The organism is Massilia phyllosphaerae (assembly GCF_034659755.1).
In the GTDB taxonomy this organism is placed as follows: Bacteria; Pseudomonadota; Gammaproteobacteria; order Burkholderiales; family Burkholderiaceae_D; genus Telluria; species Telluria phyllosphaerae.
In genome coordinates, this window is record NZ_JAXSQX010000004.1 from 623887 (window position 1) to 644649 (window position 20763).

Annotated in this window: 17 protein-coding genes; 10 read left to right on the forward strand and 7 right to left on the reverse strand. The window is 66.0% G+C overall.

The window, feature by feature from the left end:
* Positions 1-27 precede the first annotated feature (27 nt).
* Positions 28-225 carry an addiction module protein gene (locus U1H99_RS18625; protein WP_141838804.1) on the forward strand — a complete coding sequence of 66 codons (198 nt, stop codon included), beginning with the start codon at positions 28-30 and terminating at the stop codon, positions 223-225.
* 238 nt (positions 226-463) lie between these two features.
* Here U1H99_RS18625 and U1H99_RS18630 read toward each other — a convergent pair whose 3' ends face one another.
* The 4 genes from U1H99_RS18630 to U1H99_RS18645 all read right to left on the reverse strand — a co-directional run bounded on the left by U1H99_RS18630 (position 464) and on the right by U1H99_RS18645 (position 6325).
* Positions 464-3139: a DNA topoisomerase III gene (locus U1H99_RS18630; RefSeq protein ID WP_323143198.1), complete on the reverse strand. Its 2676-nt coding sequence runs from the start codon at positions 3137-3139 to the stop codon at positions 464-466.
* Positions 3140-3397: 258 nt separating this feature from the next.
* Positions 3398-3862, reverse strand: coding sequence for a Smg family protein (locus tag U1H99_RS18635; protein ID WP_323143199.1), 465 nt, complete (start codon positions 3860-3862; stop codon positions 3398-3400).
* 176 nt (positions 3863-4038) lie between these two features.
* Positions 4039-5160: a DNA-processing protein DprA gene (gene dprA / locus U1H99_RS18640; protein ID WP_323143277.1), complete on the reverse strand. Its 1122-nt coding sequence runs from the start codon at positions 5158-5160 to the stop codon at positions 4039-4041.
* 46 nt (positions 5161-5206) lie between these two features.
* Entirely contained in the window at positions 5207-6325 is a 1119-nt protein-coding gene (locus U1H99_RS18645; protein ID WP_323143200.1) for a LysM peptidoglycan-binding domain-containing protein, read from the reverse strand.
* Between the two features lie 174 nt (positions 6326-6499).
* Between U1H99_RS18645 and def the strand changes: the two genes are divergently transcribed.
* Complete coding sequence (gene def, locus U1H99_RS18650) at positions 6500-7012, forward strand: peptide deformylase (RefSeq protein WP_323143201.1); 513 nt, start codon at positions 6500-6502, stop codon at positions 7010-7012.
* An 8-nt stretch (positions 7013-7020) separates the two neighbouring features.
* A complete protein-coding gene (gene fmt / locus U1H99_RS18655) occupies positions 7021-7968 on the forward strand; it encodes a methionyl-tRNA formyltransferase (RefSeq protein WP_323143278.1) in 948 nt (315 codons plus the stop codon).
* A gap of 114 nt (positions 7969-8082) precedes the next feature.
* Here the strand turns inward: fmt and U1H99_RS18660 are convergent, their stop codons facing one another.
* Positions 8083-8310, reverse strand: coding sequence for a BrnA antitoxin family protein (locus U1H99_RS18660; protein WP_141838814.1), 228 nt, complete (start codon positions 8308-8310; stop codon positions 8083-8085).
* 340 nt (positions 8311-8650) lie between these two features.
* On the opposite strand from U1H99_RS18660, the gene metH reads away from it, so the two are divergent.
* The 6 genes from metH (at position 8651) to crtB (ending at position 18555) form a co-directional block, all read left to right on the forward strand.
* Positions 8651-12418, forward strand: coding sequence for a methionine synthase (gene metH / locus U1H99_RS18665; protein ID WP_323143202.1), 3768 nt, complete (start codon positions 8651-8653; stop codon positions 12416-12418).
* Positions 12419-12650: 232 nt separating this feature from the next.
* Positions 12651-13577: a polyprenyl synthetase family protein gene (locus U1H99_RS18670; protein ID WP_323143203.1), complete on the forward strand. Its 927-nt coding sequence runs from the start codon at positions 12651-12653 to the stop codon at positions 13575-13577.
* A 16-nt stretch (positions 13578-13593) separates the two neighbouring features.
* A complete protein-coding gene (locus U1H99_RS18675) occupies positions 13594-14913 on the forward strand; it encodes a glycosyltransferase (protein WP_323143204.1) in 1320 nt (439 codons plus the stop codon).
* Positions 14910-16085 (forward strand): lycopene beta-cyclase CrtY, encoded by a 1176-nt coding sequence (gene crtY, locus U1H99_RS18680; RefSeq protein ID WP_323143205.1) that lies wholly within the window; start codon positions 14910-14912, stop codon positions 16083-16085. The genes U1H99_RS18675 and crtY overlap by 4 nt, the downstream gene beginning before the upstream one ends.
* Positions 16082-17572, forward strand: coding sequence for a phytoene desaturase (locus tag U1H99_RS18685; protein WP_323143206.1), 1491 nt, complete (start codon positions 16082-16084; stop codon positions 17570-17572). The genes crtY and U1H99_RS18685 overlap by 4 nt, the downstream gene beginning before the upstream one ends.
* The gene (gene crtB, locus U1H99_RS18690) at positions 17569-18555 is read left to right on the forward strand and encodes a 15-cis-phytoene synthase CrtB (protein ID WP_323143207.1); all 987 of its coding nucleotides are present in this window, start codon (positions 17569-17571) and stop codon (positions 18553-18555) included. Before U1H99_RS18685 ends, crtB begins: the two co-directional genes overlap by 4 nt.
* Here crtB and U1H99_RS18695 read toward each other — a convergent pair.
* Positions 18440-18985, reverse strand: coding sequence for a sterol desaturase family protein (locus tag U1H99_RS18695; protein WP_323143208.1), 546 nt, complete (start codon positions 18983-18985; stop codon positions 18440-18442). The two genes, crtB and U1H99_RS18695, sit on opposite strands and share 116 nt — an antisense overlap.
* A gap of 63 nt (positions 18986-19048) precedes the next feature.
* Between U1H99_RS18695 and U1H99_RS18700 the strand changes: the two genes are divergently transcribed.
* Complete coding sequence (locus U1H99_RS18700; protein WP_323143209.1) at positions 19049-19471, forward strand: DUF2141 domain-containing protein; 423 nt, start codon at positions 19049-19051, stop codon at positions 19469-19471.
* 10 nt (positions 19472-19481) lie between these two features.
* On the opposite strand, the gene U1H99_RS18705 is transcribed toward U1H99_RS18700, so the two are convergent.
* Entirely contained in the window at positions 19482-20759 is a 1278-nt protein-coding gene (locus U1H99_RS18705; protein ID WP_323143210.1) for an ABC transporter permease, read from the reverse strand.
* Positions 20760-20763 lie beyond the last annotated feature (4 nt).

Consider the following 20763-nt stretch of genomic DNA (forward strand, 5'->3'; position numbering starts at 1 on the left):
ACCATATTTGTGTCAGGAGCATTACGAATGTCTACCGTTGCCGAACTGGCTGTCCAGATCCAGCAACTGTCCGCCGCGGACAAGCACGACCTGTTGCGCTTGCTGTTGACGGATAGCGACGAGCCCGAGCAGGATGCCGACGAAGCCTGGCGCGCCGAGATCGTGCGCCGTGTGAAAGCCATCCACAATGGCGAGGCGGCTCTGCGCGCATTGCAGGAAGACTGACACCGGCAGGATGCGTGCCGCGCCCTTCGTGGCGCCGGGCGTAAAAAAACCGCGACGCCGGATGGGTCGCGGTTTTTTTATTGTCACAGGTCGAAGGCTGATTAGCGAAAATAAACTTGTTGGCTTGAAAACCGTCGCCCCTGCGAAGGCAGGGGCCTAAGTTTGATGCGCAGTCGAAACGCGTGCAACTTGGGCCCCTGCCTTCGCAGGGGCGACGCTCAAGGGGAGCGGGCTCGAATTAAGCAGTGACTTTTTTCGTCGCCGCTGCTTTCCTGGCCGGCGCCTTCTTCGCCGCTACGGTCTTGGCCGCGGCCGTCTTGGTCGTCGCCTTGGTGGCGATCGGCTTGGCGGCAGGCTTGCGTGCCGTCGTCTTCGCCGCCACTGCAACGCCGCCGCCCTCTTCGCCCTCGCCGGCGTCGGCCTTACCCTTCGCGCCCGGCTTGGCCTTGCGCTCCTCGAACTCGAAGCTGATCTTGCCGTCCTTGCCGCGCACCAGGTAAGCCTTGAACGGACGGCGCGTACGCTGCGAAACGAAGCCCGGCAGCAGGTCGGTCTTGCCCTCGTTCAGCAGCTTGGCCATCTGGTCGGGCAGGATTTCCTGCTGCAGGATGATGCGGCCGCTGCGGAAATCGCAGGTCTTCGGCTTGGCGACCTGGTGTTCGCACACATAGGCCAGGCCCATCTCGTAGACGCCGCCGTTGCATTTCGGGCACGGACCGAGCGCGGTCTGGCCGGTGAAGTCGACGCCTTCGCCCTCTTCGCCCTCGTCCTGGTCCTGGCCGAAGTCGAATTCCAGCTTGAAGTTGCGGATTTCTTCGTCGCGCACGATGCGCAGGATGGCGGCGAACGGACGGCCCATCTTCGAGCGGAAGCCCTGCAGCGGACCGATGGTGCGGTTCTGCAGGAGTTCCTCGACTTCCTCGATCTCGAACTGGCGCCCGCCGGGCACCTTGGTCATCGAGAAATCGCACTGGGTGCAGGCGAAGCGGCGGTAGTTTTCCTTGACCACGCCGGCGCAGTTCGGGCACGGCGTCTTGAGGGTCGTGTACTCGCCCGGGATGGTGTCGTTACTGTACTCCTTGGCACGCTTGACGATAATTTCCGTCATCTCGGCGATCTCGCGCATGAATTCCTCACGCGAAATCTTGCCCTTTTCCATCTGCGACAGCTTGTATTCCCAATCGCCGGTCAGTTCCGGTGCGGTCAGCTCGTTCACGCCCAGGCCGCGCAGCAGCGTCATCAGCTGGAATGCCTTGGCGGTCGGGATCATCTCGCGGCCTTCGCGGATCAGGTATTTCTCGGTCAGCAGGCCTTCGATGATGGCCGCGCGCGTGGCCGGCGTACCCAGGCCCTTGCCGGCCATGGCATCGCGCAGCTCGTCGGAGTCGACCAGCTTGCCCGCGCCTTCCATTGCCGACAGCAGCGTCGCTTCGTTGTAGCGTGCCGGCGGTTTCGTCACCAGCGCGTTCGGCGTGACCTTGTCCGTGCTGACCTGTTCGCCCTTGGCGACCGCGACCAGGCTGGCCCCGTCCTTGTCGTCGCCGGTGGTGTCCTTGCCGTACACCGCCAGCCAGCCGGGGTTGGTCATCACCTTGCCCTCGGTCTTGAACTGGTGGCCGGCGACTTCGGTGAAGCGGGTCGTGACCAGGAACTCGGCGGCCGGGAAGAACACGGCCATGAAACGGCGCGTGACCAGGTCGTACAGCTTCTGTTCCGGCTCGGACAGGTTCTTCGGCACCACGCCGGTCGGGATGATCGCGAAGTGGTCCGAGATCTTGCTGTTGTCGAAGATACGCTTGTTCGGCTTGACCCAGCCCTTATCGAGGATCTGCTTGGCGAACTGGTGGTAGTTCGCATTGCCTTTCAGCACCTCGAGCGTGGTCTTGACGGTGCCGATGTAGTCCTCCGGCAGCGCGCGCGCATCGGTACGCGGGTAGGTCAGCACCTTGTGCTTTTCGTACAAGGCCTGGGCCAGGCCCAGCGTGTTCTTGGCCGAGAAGCCGAAGCGGCCGTTGGCTTCGCGCTGCAGCGAGGTCAGGTCGAACAGGGCCGGCGCCATCGAGGTGGTCGGCTTCGATTCTTCGGTGACGGTACCCGGCTTGCCCTGGCAGGCGGCGACGATGGCATCGGCTTCCGCCTTGCTCCACAGGCGCTCTGGACGGCGCTCCGGATCGTTCTCGTCCTTCTTGAACTTGGTGTCCAGCCAGCGCCCTTCGTACATGCCGGCAGCGGCGCCGAACTCGGCGCGCACTTCCCAGTAGTCGCGCGGCACGAAGCGGCGGATCTTTTCTTCGCGCTCGACCACGATCGACAAAGTTGGCGTCTGCACCCTGCCGACGGTGGTCAGGAAGAAGCCGCCCTCTTTCGAGTTAAAGGCAGTCATGGCGCGGGTGCCGTTGATGCCGATCAGCCAGTCCGCTTCGGAACGGCAGCGCGCGGCATCGGCCAGCGGCAGCATTTCCTGGTCGCTGCGCAGGTGGGCGAAACCGTCGCGGATCGCGGCCGGGGTCATCGACTGCAGCCACAGGCGCTTGACCGATTGCTTGGCCTTGGCGTTCTGGGCGATCAGGCGGAAGATCAGTTCACCTTCGCGGCCCGCGTCGCATGCGTTGATCAGGGTGGTGACGTCCTTGCGCTTGATCAGCTTGTTCAACACCTTGAGGCGCGATTCGGTCTTGGCAATCGGGTTCAGCGCGAAATACGGCGGGATCATCGGCAGGTGGGTGAAGCTCCACTTGCCGCGCTTGACGTCATACTCTTCCGGCACCGCGATTTCCAGCAGGTGGCCGACGGCCGACGACAGCACGTAATCGTCGGATTCGAAATACTCATCGTGCTTGGTAAAGCCGCCGAGCGCCTTGGCGATATCGTTCGCCACGGAAGGCTTTTCGGCAATGATGAGGGCTTTAGTCATAGGGTTGTCTCGTACGTGTTCGGTGGCGGCGGCTCGCGCATCATACAGCAGTCGCTGGATGCGGCCTGACGGGAATCTTGTCCCGTTGATATCTTATTAGTAACAATTGGCAGATAGCGGCAAATGATAAGCGCGTTGACGCGCTATCCGCAAGTAGACTGTGCCTGTCTTACTTTTTGGCAAAATACGCTTCACCTTGCTTCAATGCAAGAAAAAACGGGGCCGCAGCCCCGTTTTGTCCATCCACAGCATGGGTATTCAGTGCAACAAACGCGGCTCGGCGTCTTCGTCGTCGGAGCCGAACAGGTCGTCGAACATCAGTGCGTCCGGCTCCTTGCCCTGGCTCCACAGGAGCATCAGGACGATGATCTTCAGCTTGCCGAGGGTGACCGGCGATTCGTCCAGCGCCAGCGCGCGCTCGATGACGATCTCGCGCTGCATGGCACTGAGCAGGCCGGCCAGTTCCAGGAACTGGATGAAGCCGACAGCGGCGCTGCCGAGGGTATCGACTTCCTGTGCAATATAAAAACGGGTACCGCTCGATTCGAGGAAAGGATCGACGGCGCTGGCCATTTCGGTCAGTCCGTTCAACCAGTCGAGCGCCTCGGTGATCTCGACATCGTCGAAACCGACGGCAGACAGTTTGCGCGCCAGGGCTGCCGGCTCGGGGCAGGCATCGGGACGATAATACGTCTCGTAGAGGTAGACTAGGATGTCGAACATAGTGACGCTACTGTAGCAGTTAAGCTCGGCGCGGCACAAGTGTGGCACGAAGACAGTTGCCAGGTGGAAAACATCAACGTTGTTTATCGGCCTTATTCACTTCGCTATGTAGTGTCGTCATTTTGTGGTGGAATTCCCTTTTACTATTCCTGCCGCATATTCTTCATTTTGCCATTTTATTCAGTGCGCACGACTCTTTGAAACTGCCCGCCCGGCAACCGCTCGACCGTGCCGGCGAGTTCCAGCAACAGCAGCCGCGTACTGAGTTCGCCCGGGGTGCCGCCGACCAGCGCCAGCAGGGTGTCGGCTTCGACCGGGTCGTGGCCGAGGGCGGCCAGCAGGCTGTCGTCTTCTGCGGACGACGCTGCTTCTGGTTCCGCCGCCGGCAGCCGCGGCGAGGGTCGCCGCCCGGCCAGCGGCGACCAGGCCATCGCCTCTAGCACGTCGCCGGCGCTATCGACCAGCTTGGCGCCTTCGCGGATCAGCAGGTGGCAGCCCTTGGACAGCGCCGCATGGATCGAACCCGGAATCGCGAACACGTCCCGGCCCTGCTCGGCTGCCTGGCGCGCCGTGATCAAGGAGCCGGACTGGGCCGCGGCTTCGACCACCAGCACGCCGGCCGCCAGCCCGCTGATGATCCGGTTACGTTTTGGGAAATTGCCTGGCAACGGTGGCGTACCGACCGGGTATTCGCTGACGATGCAGCCATCGGCGGCGATGCGCTCGAACAGCGCGCGGTTGCGTGCCGGGTAGACCAGGTCGGGGCCGGTGCCGATCACGGCGACCGTGCTCCCCGCCTCCTTGAGCGCGCCTTCGTGCGCGGCCGCGTCGACGCCCAGCGCCAGGCCGGACACGATGGCCAGGCCGGCCCAGGACAAGGCCTCGGCAAAGGCCAGCGCATTCGCCTTGCCCTGGGTGCTGGCGTTGCGGCTGCCGACGATGGCCAGCGCCGGGCCGGCCAGCAAATCAGGACATCCTTTTATATAGAGCAGCAGCGGTGGATCGGGGATGGCCGCCAGCAAATCCGGATAGCCGGGCTGGCCCAGCGCCAGCACCGTGTGGCCGGGGTGCTCCATCCAGCGCAGCGTGGCGTCGACCAGGCGCACGGTGTCGGCGGAAGCGGGTTGCCGGATGGCGCGTGCCTGCGCCGGGCTCAGGTACGCGGCCAGCAGATCGTGATCGGCGGCGAAGATGGCCTCGGGGCTGCCGAATGCGGCCAGCAAGGCCGGCGCGGTGCGCGGGCCGACGCCGTGGGTGCGTTCCAGCCGCATCCAGGCCGCCAGCTGGGCTGGCGACATCGACACGGACACATCGGTGAAGGAGTCCGTGTCCTGCACGGTAGGGTTACTCCGGTGATTTCGCCACGTCGCCGATTCGCACCGGTCCCGTCACTTGCATGATCAGGCCGTACGACACGTGCCCGAAGACCCGGAAGATGAACAGTTCGCCAATTTGTTCGTCCGGGAGCCGCAACTTGTCCTTGCCGAAGCCGAGGAAGCCTTTGCTGCCCGGGTCCGTTACGGTCTGGCCCAGATGATAGAGCTGCAGCACGGCGCCGACATCGAGTCCGTCAAGCGAACCCCGATTGACAGCCACGACCTGATTCTGGGTGGCGTTGATCATGTCGTCCGGCACCGCCATCACGCGGCCCGCCACCAGCTGCGCCGGCGCATGCGGCACATAGTTGCGCACCGGGGCCGGCGGCATCGGCAGCAGGCGGTCGCCGATGCCCATTTCCTGCAGCGAACGGGTGACTTCAACGGTATGCACGTCGACGCCCGGCTTGGCCACACTCACCACGCGTACGGTGCCGACGAAAGCGGCCTCCCAGGCGGCGACCTTGCCGGTGTCGGGGTCGATCATCGGCTTGCCTGGACGGAACACCTGGAAGCTGGTGGCACCATGCAGGTCGCCACGCACGTAAGCGCGGTTGCCTTCGCTCAGCCAGACCCGCTCTTCCTGGGTGGCGGCGATGCGCGGGGTGGCGTCCAGGGCATTGGCCTCGACCACGAGCGGCTGGGTCAGGAAGGGTTCGATCGCGGCCGCCGGAATCGCCGGCACCGCACCGTCCGAGCCCATGTTCTCGGTGCGCAGCTGCGGCGACAGGCGCGTCAGCGGCGGCTGGCCGGCATTCGGGTCCGGCTGGCCGGGCCGGGTCAGCGTCAGACGGCCGTGGGCGCGGTCGAAATAAATGATCTGGCCCGGATAGATCCAGTGCGGGTTGCGGATCTCTTCGCGGTTCATGCCCCACACTTGCGGCCAGCACCATGGATGCTCGAGGAAGGTGCCGGAAATGTCCCACAGGGTATCGCCCTTGACCACGCGGTGCTGGTCGGGCGCGTTCGGACGGAAGGTGCAATTGGTGGCGGCCTGGGCCGGCGCGATCGTCGCGCAGACGAGCGCGGCAACAGCGGCGCTGCGGACCAGGAGCGAGGAGGCAGCGCCTGTGCTAAAATTTTTCATCAGAGAGTCCGAAAAGTGCGGCATTGACGGAATGGCTGCCACAGCGCAAGACACGGCAAAGGTTGCCGCACTGAATCAAATTCTGCCGAGAAATCCTTGAACTAGCAAGACAAACCGCGTTCCAGCCCGGGAACGGGGTGCCGCCTGTATGTTTTAAACGAATAGAAAAAAGCCATGGCCTTACTGAATATCCTACGCTATCCCGACCCACGTCTGCACAAAGTGGCCAAGCCGGTCACCGAATTCGGCGAGCGCCTCGACAAGCTGGTCGCGGACATGGCCGAAACCATGTACGACGCCCCCGGCGTGGGTCTGGCCGCCAGCCAGATCGACGTGCACGAGCGCCTGATCACCATCGACATCACCGAGACCAAGGATGACTTGATGGTCTTCGTGAATCCGGAAATCGTCTGGGCCAGCGAAGAAAAGCAGGTCTACGACGAAGGCTGCCTGTCGGTGCCGGGTGTGTACGACGGCGTCGAGCGTCCGGCGCGCGTGAAAGTGCGTGCGGTCGACCAGCACAACAAGCCGTTCGAGATCGAAGCCGACGGCCTGCTGGCGGTCTGCATCCAGCACGAGATGGACCACTTGATGGGCAAGGTGTTCGTGGAATACCTGTCGCCGCTGAAGCGCAACCGCATCAAGACCAAGCTGCTCAAGGAAGAGCGCAGCGGCCGCCGCGCGTGATGGCCGGCCTGAAAGTCGTCTTTGCCGGCACCCCGGAATTTGCGGCGGTCGCCCTGCGCGAGCTGCTGGCGGCCGGGTTCGTCGTCCCGCTGGTGCTGACCCAGCCCGACCGTCCGGCCGGGCGCGGCATGCAGCTGCAGGCGTCCGCCGTCAAGCAGGTGGCGCTGGCCCATGACATTGAAGTGCTGCAGCCGCTGTCGCTGCGCATGGATGCCAAGGATCCGCAGCGCGCCGAGGAAGCGCGCGCTGCGCATGCGCGCCTGCTGGCGACGGACTATGACGTGATGGTGGTGGCCGCTTATGGCTTGATCCTGCCGCGCGCCACCCTCGACATCAAGCCTTGCATCAATATCCACGGCTCGCTGCTGCCGCGCTGGCGCGGCGCCGCGCCGATACACCGCGCCATCGAAAGCGGCGATCCGGAAACCGGCGTGACCATCATGGAGATGGAAGAAGGCCTGGACACCGGCCCGATGCTGTCGATGCAACGCATCGCCATCGAGGACCGCGACACCACCGGTAGCCTGCACGACAAGCTGGCCGCGCTGGGCGGACGCATGATCGTCGACGCCTTGCGCCGGATGGCGGCCGGGCCGCTGGACGCGGTGCCGCAGCCGGAGCAAGGCGTGACCTACGCCGCGAAGATCAGCAAGGAAGAAGCCAAGCTGGACTTCAGCCTGCCGGCCGTGCAGCTGGCGCGCAAGGTGCGTGCCTTCAACCCCTTCCCCGGCGCGCACGGGCAGGCGGGCGGCGTGACGGTCAAGATCTGGAACGCCGAGCCGGCGGACGGCCAGGGTACGCCGGGCCAGGTGCTGGCGGCGGATGCCCAAGGCATCGTGGTGGCTTGCGGTGAGGGCGCCTTGCGACTGACCGAACTGCAGAAGCCCGGCGGCAAGCGCCTGGCGGCAGCGGAATTCCTGAAGGGCTTTTCGTTCGAGGGACTGGTGTTCGAATAGAACGCAGCATTCGAACAGAACGCAACGTCTAGAACGACAACGGGCGGTGGCATTGATGCTATGACATCAATCCCACCGCCCGATTTTTTCCTGCTGTATTTTTCCTGCTATAGCTTATTCGCCGTGCGCACGCACGCGATTGGCTTCCATGTACTCGCGCAGCACCTGGTTAATGCGGGTCTGGTAACCCGGACCTGCCGACTTGAACCATTCCAGCATGTCCACATCCAGGCGGATCGTGACGATCTGCTTCACGCCTGCGGCAGCGTGCTGCTTGGCCGGTGCGGTGTCTTCAGTGCGTGCAGCAGCGTGGTCCCACTCGGGCACATATTCTTTGTTCATGGCAATCTTCCCATTGAGGCGGCGGAGCGACGGGTCCGCCCATTCCGTTAATTGGACTAGGGACCGCACGCAGTGGCGGTTCCATGGTGCTTATTGTGGTCGCTGTATGTATCCGGGAAATTGCTGTTTTGCCGCAATTTGTATCTCACTGTAACAAACGTAACTACGAAATAATACGTTACAAATGTCTTTACATGGCTTTACACGATAGAGGCTTGATGCGTATTGCATCGGCCGCCGGCGCCGGGAACAAACTCGGCCAGGAACGGTATAATCGTAGACCGCCTAATATATAGACACTGCGCCCCAGCCGTCGAGGCTGCCGCAGGAAAGCATACCGATGACCACTGCCCTCCCCGCATTCTCTCCCGTCGACGCCCAGCTGCGCGCCATTCTGGCGCACCGCATCATGATCCTCGATGGCGCAATGGGTACGATCATCCAGCAGTACAAGCTTGACGAAGCCGCCTACCGTGGCGAACGCTTCGCGGATTTCTCGGCACCCGCCAACAGCGGTGCGCGCGAGCTGTTTGTAAAAGGCAACAACGAACTGCTGAATCTGACTCAGCCCCGCATCATCCAGGAAATCCACGAGCGCTACCTTGCCGCCGGCGCCGACATCATCGAGACCAACACCTTCGGTGCCACCGGCATCGCCCAGGACGACTACCACATGGCGTCCCTGGCCTACGAAATGAACGTCGAAGCCGCCAAGCTGGCGCGCGCCGCCTGCATCAAATACTCGACTGCCGACAAGCCGCGCTTTGCCGCCGGCGCCCTCGGCCCGACCCCGAAGACCGCCTCGATCTCGCCGGACGTTAACGACCCGGCGGCTCGCAACGTCACGTTCGATCAATTGGTAACCTCGTATTACGAGCAGCTGCGCGGCCTGATCGACGGCGGCGTCGACCTGCTGCTGGTCGAGACCATCTTCGACACGCTCAACTGCAAGGCCGCCCTGTTCGCGATCGACCAGTACTTCGACGAGCACCCTGCTACGGCCCGCCTGCCGCTGATGATCTCCGGCACCGTCACCGACGCGTCCGGCCGCATCCTGTCGGGCCAGACCGTGCCGGCCTTCTGGAATTCGGTGCGCCATGCGAAGCCGCTGACTGTCGGCCTGAACTGCGCGCTCGGTGCCGCCCTGATGCGTCCGTATGCGCAGGAACTCTCCAGGATCGCCGACACCTACGTCTGCATCTACCCGAACGCCGGCCTGCCCAACCCGATGAGCGATACCGGCTTCGACGAGCTGCCGGCCGATACCTCGAGCCTGCTGAAGGAGTTCGCCGAGTCGGGCTTCATCAACGTCGCCGGCGGCTGCTGCGGCACCACGCCCGAGCACATCCAGGCGATCGCCGAGACGATGTCGAAAGCGACGCCGCGCGCCGTGCCGGAAGTGCCGACCGCGCTGCGCCTGTCGGGGCTGGAACCCTTCACCATCGACGACAGCTCGCTGTTCGTCAACGTCGGCGAACGTACCAACGTGACGGGCTCCAAGGCCTTCGCGCGCATGATCCTGAACGAGCAGTTCGACGAGGCGCTGTCGGTCGCGCGCCAGCAGGTCGAGAACGGCGCCCAGGTCATCGACATCAACATGGACGAGGCGATGCTGGATTCGCAGGCGGCGATGACGCGCTTCCTGAACCTGATCGCGTCCGAACCGGACATCTCGCGCGTGCCGATCATGATCGACTCCTCGAAATGGAGCGTGATCGAGGCCGGCCTGAAATGCGTGCAGGGTAAAGCCATCGTCAACTCGATCTCGATGAAGGAAGGCGAAGCCGAATTCCTGCGCCAGGCCGCGCTGTGCCGCCGCTATGGCGCCGCCGTGATCGTGATGGCCTTCGACGAGAAGGGCCAGGCCGACACCTTCGAGCGCAAGACCGAGATCTGCAAGCGCGCCTACGACACCCTGGTCGAGAAGGTCGGCTTCCCGCCGGAAGACATCATCTTCGACCCGAACATCTTCGCGATCGCCACCGGCATCGAAGAGCACGACAACTACGCGGTCGACTTCATCAACGCCACCCGCTGGATCCGCGAGAACCTGCCGCATGCCAAGGTGTCGGGCGGCGTCTCCAACGTCTCGTTCTCGTTCCGCGGCAACGACCCGGCACGCGAAGCGATCCACACCGTGTTCCTGTACCACGCGATCAAGGCCGGCATGACCATGGGTATCGTGAATGCCGGCATGGTCGGTGTCTACGACGACCTGCCGGCCGAGCTGCGCGAGCGCGTCGAGGACGTGGTGCTGAACCGCCGACCGGACGCCACCGAGCGCATGATCGAATTCGCCGGCACGCTGAAGGCCGGCGGCGCCAAACAGGAACAGAACCTCGAATGGCGCAATGCCCCGGTCGGTAAACGCCTGGCGCACGCGCTGGTGCACGGCATCACCCAGTGGATCGTCGAAGACACCGAGGAAGCGCGCCAGCAGGTGGACAGCGAAGGCGGCCGTCCGATCCACGTGATCGAAGGCCCCCTGATGGACGGCATGAACGTGGTGGGCGATTTGTTCGGCCAGGGCAAGATGTTCCTGCCGCAGGTGGTGAAATCGGCGCGCGTCATGAAGCAGGCCGTGGCCCACCTGGTGCCGTACATCGAAGAAGAGAAAGCCGAAGAAGAACGCCGCACCGGCGTGGTCGCCAAGCCGAAGGGCAAGATGGTAATCGCGACCGTCAAGGGCGACGTGCACGACATCGGCAAGAACATCGTGTCGGTGGTCTTGCAGTGCAATAACTTCGAGATCGTCAACATGGGCGTGATGGTGCCGGCCGCCGAGATCCTGGCCAAGGCCAAGGAAGAGAATGCCGACATCATCGGCTTGTCCGGCCTGATCACGCCGTCGCTGGAAGAAATGGCGTATGTGGCGCGCGAGATGCAGCGCGACCCGTGGTTCCGCGAGCGCCAGACGCCGCTGCTGATCGGCGGCGCCACCACCAGCCGCGCCCACACCGCCGTGAAAATCGCCCCGCACTACGATGGCCCGGTGGTGTACGTGCCGGATGCCTCGCGTTCGGTGTCGGTCGGCCAGTCGCTGGTCACCGCCGACACCCGCGACGCCTATGTCGCCGAGATCGCGCAGGACTACGACCGCATCCGCGAACAGCATGCCAACAAGAAGGCGCTGCCGATGGTGTCGCTGGCGCAGGCGCGCGCCAACAAGGCGAAACTCGAGTACGCGCCGGTGAAACCGAAGTTCATCGGACGGCGCCTGTTCAAGAACGTCGACCTGGCGCTGCTGGCGCGCTACATCGACTGGGGTCCGTTCTTCCAGACCTGGGACCTGGCCGGCCCCTACCCGGCCATCCTGACCGACGAGATCGTCGGCGAAGCGGCTACCAAGGTGTTCGAGGAAGGCCAGGCGATGCTGAAGAAGATCATCGAAGGGCGCTGGCTGACCGCCAATGGCGTGGTCGGTTTACTGCCGGCCAACACGGTCAACGACGACGACATCGAGGTGTACACCAATGAAAACCGCGACGAAGTTGCCTTTACCTGGTACGGCCTGCGCCAGCAGGGCGTGAAGCCGGTGGTCGATGGCGTGCAGCGTCCGAACCAGTGCCTGTCCGACTTCATCGCGCCGAAAGCGTCCGGCATCGCCGACTACATCGGCATGTTCGCCGTGACCGGCGGCCTGGGTGCCGAGAAGATCGAAAAGCGCTTCGAAGCCGCCGGCGACGATTACTCGTCGATCATGGTCAAGGCCCTGGCCGACCGCCTGGCCGAAGCCTTTGCCGAGTACATGCACGAGCGCGTGCGCACCGACCTGTGGGGCTATGCCGCCGGCGAAGATTTATCGAGCGAGGCGCTGATCAAGGAAGAATACGTCGGCATCCGCCCGGCGCCGGGCTACCCGGCCTGCCCCGAGCACACGGTCAAGGCCGCGTTGTTCAAGACCCTGCAGGCCGAGGAAATCGGCATGGGCCTGACCGAGTCCTTCGCCATGACCCCGGGCGCGGCGGTGTCCGGCTTCTACTTCTCGCACCCCGAATCGAAGTATTTCGTGGTCGGCAAGATCGGCCAGGACCAGCTCGACGACATGGCGCAGCGCCGCGGCATGCCGAAGGATGAGCTGGAGCGCCACCTGGCGCCGAACTTGTAAGCAACTGAGCTGTCAATACTGAGGCCGGCATTCGCCGGCCTTTTTTTTCGCTCCAGGCAGGCTCCGCACGGTTGGAGAGAGAGTTAATGAATGAGAAAGATTGTTTCCGGTATCATTGCCTAAATTCGTCAATTCATTTATTCAGCGCGGCGGGGATGCAATGGGCACACAGACACGGCGGTACGATGGATTCGATGGCATCAAAACATTCGAGGCCTTCGATGGTTTTGCCATGGAAGCACGGATCGATCCCGCGGCCGAGCTGCGCGCCATGCGCGAGGCCGTCGAGGAGCGCATCGCCTATTGGCTTCTCGAGGGCGCTGCGCGCGACGACAAGCTGAGCGCGGCGATGCGCGCCGGCGCCCTCAGCAGCGGCAAGCGCATGCGCCCGTTGCTGACCATGCTAGTCGCGCGCGACCTCGGCTGCGTCTCGCCGGCGCTGGTCGACGTCGCCTGCGCGGTCGAGCTGGTGCACGCGTCCTCGCTGATCCTGGACGACATGCCCTGCATGGACAACGCCCAGCTGCGCCGCGGCCAGCCGACGGTGCACGTGCAGTTCGGGGAGGACGTCGCCATCCTGGCCGCCATCGCCCTGCTCAGCCGCGCCTTCGGCATCCTGGCGGCGGCGCCGGACATCCCGCCTGCGGTGCGCGCGCGCCTGGTCGGCAAGCTGTCCGAGACCATCGGCGCGCAAGGCCTGGTCAAGGGCCAGTTCCTCGACCTGCACGGCAAGCGCGCCACGGTCGACGACATCGCCACCACCAATGAACTGAAAACCGGCGTGCTGCTGGGCGTCGCGGTCGACATGGCCGCCATCATCGCCCAGGCCGACGACAAGGTGGCGGCTTCGCTGCGCGCCTTTGCGCTGGCCGCCGGCCACGCCTTCCAGCTGCGCGACGACTTCCAGGACGTGCCCGGCAACGACAGCGCCGTCACCGGCAAGGACACCGGCAAGGACGCCGGCAAGCCCACGCTGATCAATACCGTCGGCCTCGACGAGGCGCGGCGCCAGCTGGCCGGCCACCTGGCCGATGCCGAGCGCTGCCTGGGCGCCGCCCTCGGCAGCCGCCAGCGCACGCGCCGTTTCGTGGAAGGCCTGTTCGGCGGCACCGCCGCACCGGCTTTCTCGGCGGCGGCGCCGTCCTACGCGCCCAACTGAGCCACGAGGACACCGTATGGCACACTTCGGTGTGGTCGGCCCTGCGTTCCTGAGCCATTTCACGACGCTGGGCGCGCTCGCCGGCGCCCTGGCCGAGCGTGGCCACCGCGTCACCTTCCTCCATCGTCCCGACGCCGCCGCCTACGTGCGCGACCCGCGCCTGGCGTTCCACGCGGTCGGCCTCGATTCGCACCCGGCCGGCACGCTGGCGGCATCGCTGCGCCTGGCCGCCAATCCCGGCAGCCCGCTGGGCCTGCGCCGCGTGATCGACGACATGGCGCACTCGACCACGATGCTGTGCGAGACCCTGCCCGCCGCCATCGAAGAACTCGGCATCGATGCGATCCTGGCCGACCAGATGGAAGCGGCCGGCGGCATGGTGGCGGAAGCGCTCGGTCTCCCGTTCGTGTCGGTCGCCTGCGCGCTGCCGGTCAACCGCGAGCCGGGCGTGCCGCTGCCGGTCATGCCCTTCGGCTACGGTACCGACGAACGTTCGTTAAAGATGGTCGAGGGCAGCACCCGGGTCTACGACTGGATGATGGGGCCGCACCGGCGCGCGATCGAGGCGCAGGCGCGCCGGCTCGGCATTCCGGCGCGCGGCATGCTGCACGAATGCCTGTCGCCGCTGGCCCAGGTCAGCCAGACCGTGGCCGAGTTCGAATTCCCGCGCAAGGGACTGCCACCGCACTTCCATCACGTGGGGCCGCTACGGCCACTGCATAAGACCGGCGCCACCATCGCCGGCGCGGCGCTGACTCCCCTGCCCGCCATCGCCGCCGACCGCCCCTTCGTGTTCGCCTCGCTCGGCACCATGCAGGGCGGCCGCATCGATCTGTTCAAGCGCATCGCCAAGGCCTGCAGGCAGGCCGACGTGCAGCTGCTGCTCGCCCATTGCGGCGCGCTGGATGCGGCGCAGGAACGCGCACTGGAACGCGCCGGCGCCGACTGGGTGGTCGCGTTTGCGCCGCAACTGGCCGCGCTCGAACGGGCAGACGCCGTGATCTCGCACGCCGGCTGGAACACGATCATGGATGCGATCGCGGCGCAGACGCCAATGCTGGCGCTGCCGATCGCCTTCGACCACCCGGGTGGCGCCGCGCGCGTGCGCCATGCCGGCATCGGCATCCAGGCCTCGGCGCGCTTTACGGGCGCCGGCACTCTGTCCAGGCATTTGCAGCGCCTGCTCGCCGAGCCGTCGTTCAAGCAGCACCTGGCGCCGCTGGCGGCCAGCGTGGCGCGTGCCGGCGGTACCGCGCGCGCGGCCGACATCGTCGAATCCGCGCTCGGCCTGGGGCAGGCGCCGCATCCTGTCCACGCAGACTCGGCCCCGGCATGAGCACACCCACCTACGACCTGATCCTGGCCGGCGGCGGCCTGGCCAACGGCCTGATCGCCTGGCGCCTGCGCACCCGGCGCCCCGAGCTGCGCATCCTGCTGCTGGAACAGGAGACGCACCTCGGCGGCAACCACACCTGGTCCTTCCACGCCAGCGACCTGAGCGCCGCCGAGCGCGCCTGGATCGCGCCGCTGGTGTCGTGGCGCTGGCCCGGCTACCAGGTGATTTTCCCGGACCTGACGCGCACGCTCGAAGGCGGTTACTGCAGCATCCTGTCCGACGATTTCGCGCGCGTGCTGGCGCCGGCGCTGGGTGAGTGCCTGCGCACCGGCGTGCGCGTCGCCCGGGTGCACCCGACCCGGGTCGAACTGGCCGACGGTGAAGTCCTGCATGCGCGCGCCGTGATCGACGGCCGCGGCCCGGCCCCGACGCCCGACCTGGCGCTGGGCTACCAGACCTTCCTCGGGCAGGAGCTGCAGCTGAAGGCGCCGCACGGCCTCACCTCGCCCATCATCATGGATGCCGGCGTGGCCCAGCAGGGCGGCTACCGCTTCGTCTATGTGCTGCCCTTCGGGCCGGACCGGCTGCTGGTCGAGGATACCCACTACATCGACGATGCCGGCCGCGACCCCGCACAGCTGCGCGCCAACATCGCGGCCTATGTGCAGGCGCGCGGCTGGCAGGTCGACGCGGTGCTGCGCGAAGAACAGGGCGCGCTGCCGATCGTGCTGGCCGGCGATATCGAACGCTTCTGGGACCGGCAGGACGACCAGCCCTGCGCCGGCCTGCGCGCCGGCCTGTTCCATTTCACCACCGGCTATTCGCTGCCGCATGCGGTGCGCCTGGCCGATGCCATCGCCACCCTGCCCTCGCTCGACGCGCCGGCGCTGTTCGCGGCCATCCGCGCCGAGGCCAGCGCCGCGTGGCACAAGCAGGGCTTTTTCCGCCTGCTCAACCGCATGCTGTTCCTGGCCGGCAGCCCGGATGCGCGCTGGCGCGTGATGCAGAAGTTCTACCAGTTGCCCGCTCCGCTGATCGCGCACTTCTATGCCGGGCGCCTGACCCTGGCCGACAAGGCGCGCATCCTGAGCGGCAAACCTCCCGTACCCGTGCTGCAGGCGCTGTCCGCGGCACGCAAGACTCACCCTCACCAGATCAGGACTCCCGCATGAACGCATCGAAGACCGCCGTGGTCGTGGGCGCCGGTTTCGGCGGCCTGGCACTGGCCATCCGCCTGCAAGCCCAGGGCGTGCAAACCACCTTGCTCGAAAAACGCGACAAGCCGGGCGGCCGCGCCTATGTCTACGAAGACCAGGGATTCACCTTCGACGCCGGCCCCACCGTCATCACCGACCCGTCGGCACTGGAAGAACTGTTCGCCGCCGCCGGCAAGCGCATGAGCGACTACGTCGAGATGCTGCCGGTCTCGCCCTTCTACCGCCTGTGCTGGGAAGACGGACGCCACTTTGACTACGTCAACGACCAGGAGGCGCTGGACCGCCAGATCCACGCGCGCAACCCGGCCGACGTCGCCGGCTACCAGCGCTTCCTGGCGTACTCGAAGGCCGTGTTCGAGGAAGGCTACCTCAAGCTGGGCGCCGTGCCCTTCCTCTCGTTCCGCGACATGATCGCGGCCGGCCCGCAGCTGGCGCGCCTGCAGGCCTGGCGCAGCGTGTACGGCATGGTGTCGAGCTTCATCCAGGACGAGCAGTTGCGCCAGGCGTTTTCCTTCCACTCGCTGCTGGTGGGCGGCAATCCGTTCGCCACCTCCTCGATCTACACGCTGATCCATGCGCTCGAGCGCAAATGGGGCGTGTGGTTCCCGCGCGGCGGCACCGGGGCGCTGGTGAAGGGCATGGTCAAGCTGTTCACCGACATCGGCGGCCGGATCGAACTGAATGCGCCGGTGGCCGCGATCGAGACCAGCGGCGGCCGCGCCAGCGGCGTGCGCCTGCAGGACGGGCGCGTGTTCGCCGCCGACGCGGTGGCGTCGAATGCCGACGTGGTCCACACCTACGAAGCGCTGCTGGGCCAGCACCCGCGCGGCGTGGCCGAGGGTGCGGCACTGGGCAAGAAGCGCTTCAGCAATTCGCTGTTCGTGTTGTACTTCGGGCTCGATCACCATCACAGCCAGCTGCAGCACCACACCGTGTGCTTCGGGCCGCGCTACCGCGAGCTGATCAAGGACATCTTCAACGGCGAAGCCCTGGCCGACGATTTTTCGCTGTACCTGCACGCGCCCTGCGTCACCGACCCGTCGCTGGCGCCGCCCGGCTGCGGCAGCCACTACGTGCTGGCGCCGGTGCCGCACCTGGGCAATGCGCCGATCGACTGGGAAGTCGAGGGGCCGCTGTACCGCGAACGCATCTTCGACTACCTGGAACAGCGCTACATGCCGGGCCTGCGCAGCCAGCTGGTCACCAGCCGCATCTTCACCCCGTTCGACTTCCGCGACCAGCTCAACGCGCACCTGGGCTCGGCGTTCTCGCTGGAGCCGATCCTCACGCAAAGCGCCTGGTTCCGCCCGCATAACCGCGATGCCGACCTGCCGAACCTGTACCTGGTCGGCGCCGGCACCCATCCGGGCGCGGGCGTGCCGGGCGTGATCGGTTCGGCCAAGGCGACTGCGGGGCTGATGCTGGAGGGTGTGCACGCATGAGCGAAGCTTTACTGGATCACGCCACCCAGACCATCGAGGTCGGCTCCAAGAGCTTTGCCGCGGCCGCAAAACTGTTCGACCCGGAAACCCGGCGCGGCGTGCTGATGCTGTATGCATGGTGCCGCCATTGCGACGACGTGGTCGACGGCCAGGAGCTGGGCATCAATAGTGCTGCCGTCGCGCAGACGCCGCAGGAAGCCCGGCGCCAACTCGAGCTGCTGCGCGAGCAGACCCGCCGCGCCTATGCCGGCGAACCGATGGAAGACCGCGCCTTTGCCGCCTTCCAAGACGTCGCCCGGCGCCACGCGATCGCACCGCGCTACGCCTACGACCACCTGGCCGGCTTCGCCATGGACGTCGACGAGATGCGCTACGAAACCATCGAGGACACGCTGCGCTACTGCTACCACGTGGCCGGCGTGGTCGGCCTGATGATGGCCTCGATCATGGGCGCACACGACGAGGCCACGCTGGACCGCGCCTGCGACCTCGGCCTGGCCTTCCAGCTGACCAACATCGCACGCGACATCGTCGAGGATGCGCGCGTCGGCCGCTGCTACCTGCCGGCCGCCTGGCTGCGCGAGGCCGGCATCCCGCGCGACGAGATCACACTGGAACGCCATCGCCCGGCGCTGGCGCGGCTGGCGGCGCGCCTGGTCGATCATGCGGAGCCGTATTACGATTCGGCGCTGGACGGCATCGCGGCGCTGCCGCTGCGCTCGGCTTGGGCGATCGCCAGCGCGCGCAACGTCTATCGCGAGATCGGGATCGTGGTCAAGCGGCGCGGCGCACGCGCCTGGGACGAACGCGCCGGCACCTCGAAAGCCACCAAGCTGTGGCTGCTGGCGAAGGGCGGCGCGGGGGCGCTCAGTTCCCGCTGGGCTCGAACGGGGCCGCGTCCGGCGCAGCTGTGGCGCCGTCCGGGTGCGGAGCCTGCGCCTTCTTCAGGGGGCCCGCATGCAATGCATGCAGCCGGCGCTTGAGGGTGTCGACCGGCGGCGCGTACAGGAAACCGAAGGACACCGCGCCGTCCTTGCCGGCCACCGCGTGATGCATGCGGTGCGCCTGGTACAGGCGCTTCAGGTAGCCGCGCCGCGGCACGTACTGGAAAGGCCAGCGCCGGTGCACCAGGCCGTCGTGGGCGACGAAGTACAGCAGGCCGTAAGCCGTCATGCCGGCGCCGATCCATTCCAGCGGATGGTGGCCGATGCTGCCCGCATAGATCAGGGCGATGGCCACGCCGGCGAACACGATCGCGAACAAGTCGTTTTTCTCGAACCAGCCGTGGCGCGGCTCGTGGTGCGAGCGGTGCCAGCCCCAGCCGAAGCCATGCATCACATACTTATGCGCGACGATGGAGAACACTTCCATGAAAGCGACGGTGAGTACGACGATGAAGGCATTCCACAGCATGGCGGTCGGGGATTCCGTTAAAAATATGATCACAGCCTACCATAACATGAGGATTTCACTTTTATGATTGCAGCTTTCCGCAACACGGTGCTCGGCGCCCTTCTTTCCTGCCTGCCCTTCGTGGCATCCGCCGCCACCGTCGAGGTGCACGTGACCGGCGTCGCCGCCGGCAAGGGCAGCGTCAAGGTCGCCGTGTGCGACCAGGCGCGCTTCCTGAAGCAATGCCTGTATTCGGGTTCGGCGCCGGCGCACGAGGGCGACAACACGATCGCGGTGCGCGACGTCCCGGCCGGCAACTGGGCGGTACTGGCCTTCCAGGACGTCAACGGCAACGGCGAACTGGACCGCAACTTCATCGGCATCCCGAGCGAAAACTACGGTTTCAGCCGCGATGCGCGCGGCAAGTTCGGGCCGCCGTCGTTCGAGGATGCCGTGATCACGGTGCGCGAGGATGGCCCTACCGTCGCCAACGTCAGGCTGCATTAAGCGCACCGCTCTAGGCCGGCGCCTTCTGGAAGCGCCATATGGCGAGCGCCATGAACAGCGCGGCAAAGCCGAGCAGCGCCGCCATCGCCGGCATCGCCTCCGGCAAGCCCAGGCCGCGCCAGGTGACGGCATCCAGGCCTGTGATTGCCCAGCGCGTCGGCACGACCATGGTTGCCTGCTGCACCCAGGCCGGGAACACGAAGGTCGGCACCCAGGCGCCGCCCAGCATCACCATGATCAGGGTGGCGAACATGGCGATGCCGCGCGCCGCTTCCGGCGTCTTGCCGAAGGCCGCGATCAGGAGGCCGAAGCCGGCCGTCAGCGCGCCGAAGCACAGGGCGACGCCGAGGAAACCCGGCACGCTGCTGACCGTCACGCCGAAGGCCAGCACCGCCACCGCGAACACGATGCACAGCAGGCAGAAGGCAATGATGGTGGCCGACACCGCGCGCGCCAGCACCACCAGCGCCAGCGACACCGGCGCCGCCAGCAGCCGGTTCCAGATGCCGTCGCGGCGCGCCGCCAGCATGGCGATGCCCATGTTCATGCCCATGAACAGGATGAATTGCACGCCCATGCCCGAAAAAGCGTGGGCATACGGGTTATAGCCCTGCAGCGCCGGCGCGTTGCTGAGGCCCTGGTCGCGGGTGGTGAACGGCATCGACAGGCCGTGCGGCGCGGCTTCCCCGCCATTCGCGCCGGTCTGCTGCGGCTGCGCCTGGAAGGTGCGCACCGCCGCCAGCATGTCGCGCAGCGCCGGATCGGCGATGCTGCCGGCGTCCAGCTGCTGCAGGCTGCGTTCGGTCAGCTTGCGTCCCATCGGCCCGCCGAACATCTCGGCACTGACGACCGACATGACCTGCTGGGTCAGCATGCCCTTCACCATCGCCAGCACCGCCGTCTGCGACGGGTCGTACAGCAGTTCCATCACCGGCTTGGGACCGGGCGTGAACATCGTGCTCCCCGCCGCTTCGGCAAAGCCGGCCGGCAGCACCACCGCCACCGCCTGGCTGCCCTTGCGCACCGCCTGCTCGGCCTGGGCACGGTCCATGACCGTCACGTGCAGGTTGGGATCGGCCTGCAGGCCGGCACCGATGCGGCGTCCGGCTTCGCTTGCGTCCTGCTGCACCAGCGCGACGTCGATCGCGCCGTTTTTGGCACTGCCGCCGAACACCGAACCGAAAAAGGCCGCGATCACGATCGGCAGCACCAGGTGCATCAGCAGCGCGCGGCGGTCGGACACGTACAGGATCAGGTCCTTGCGGACCAGGGCGAAAAAGGCGTTCATTTCC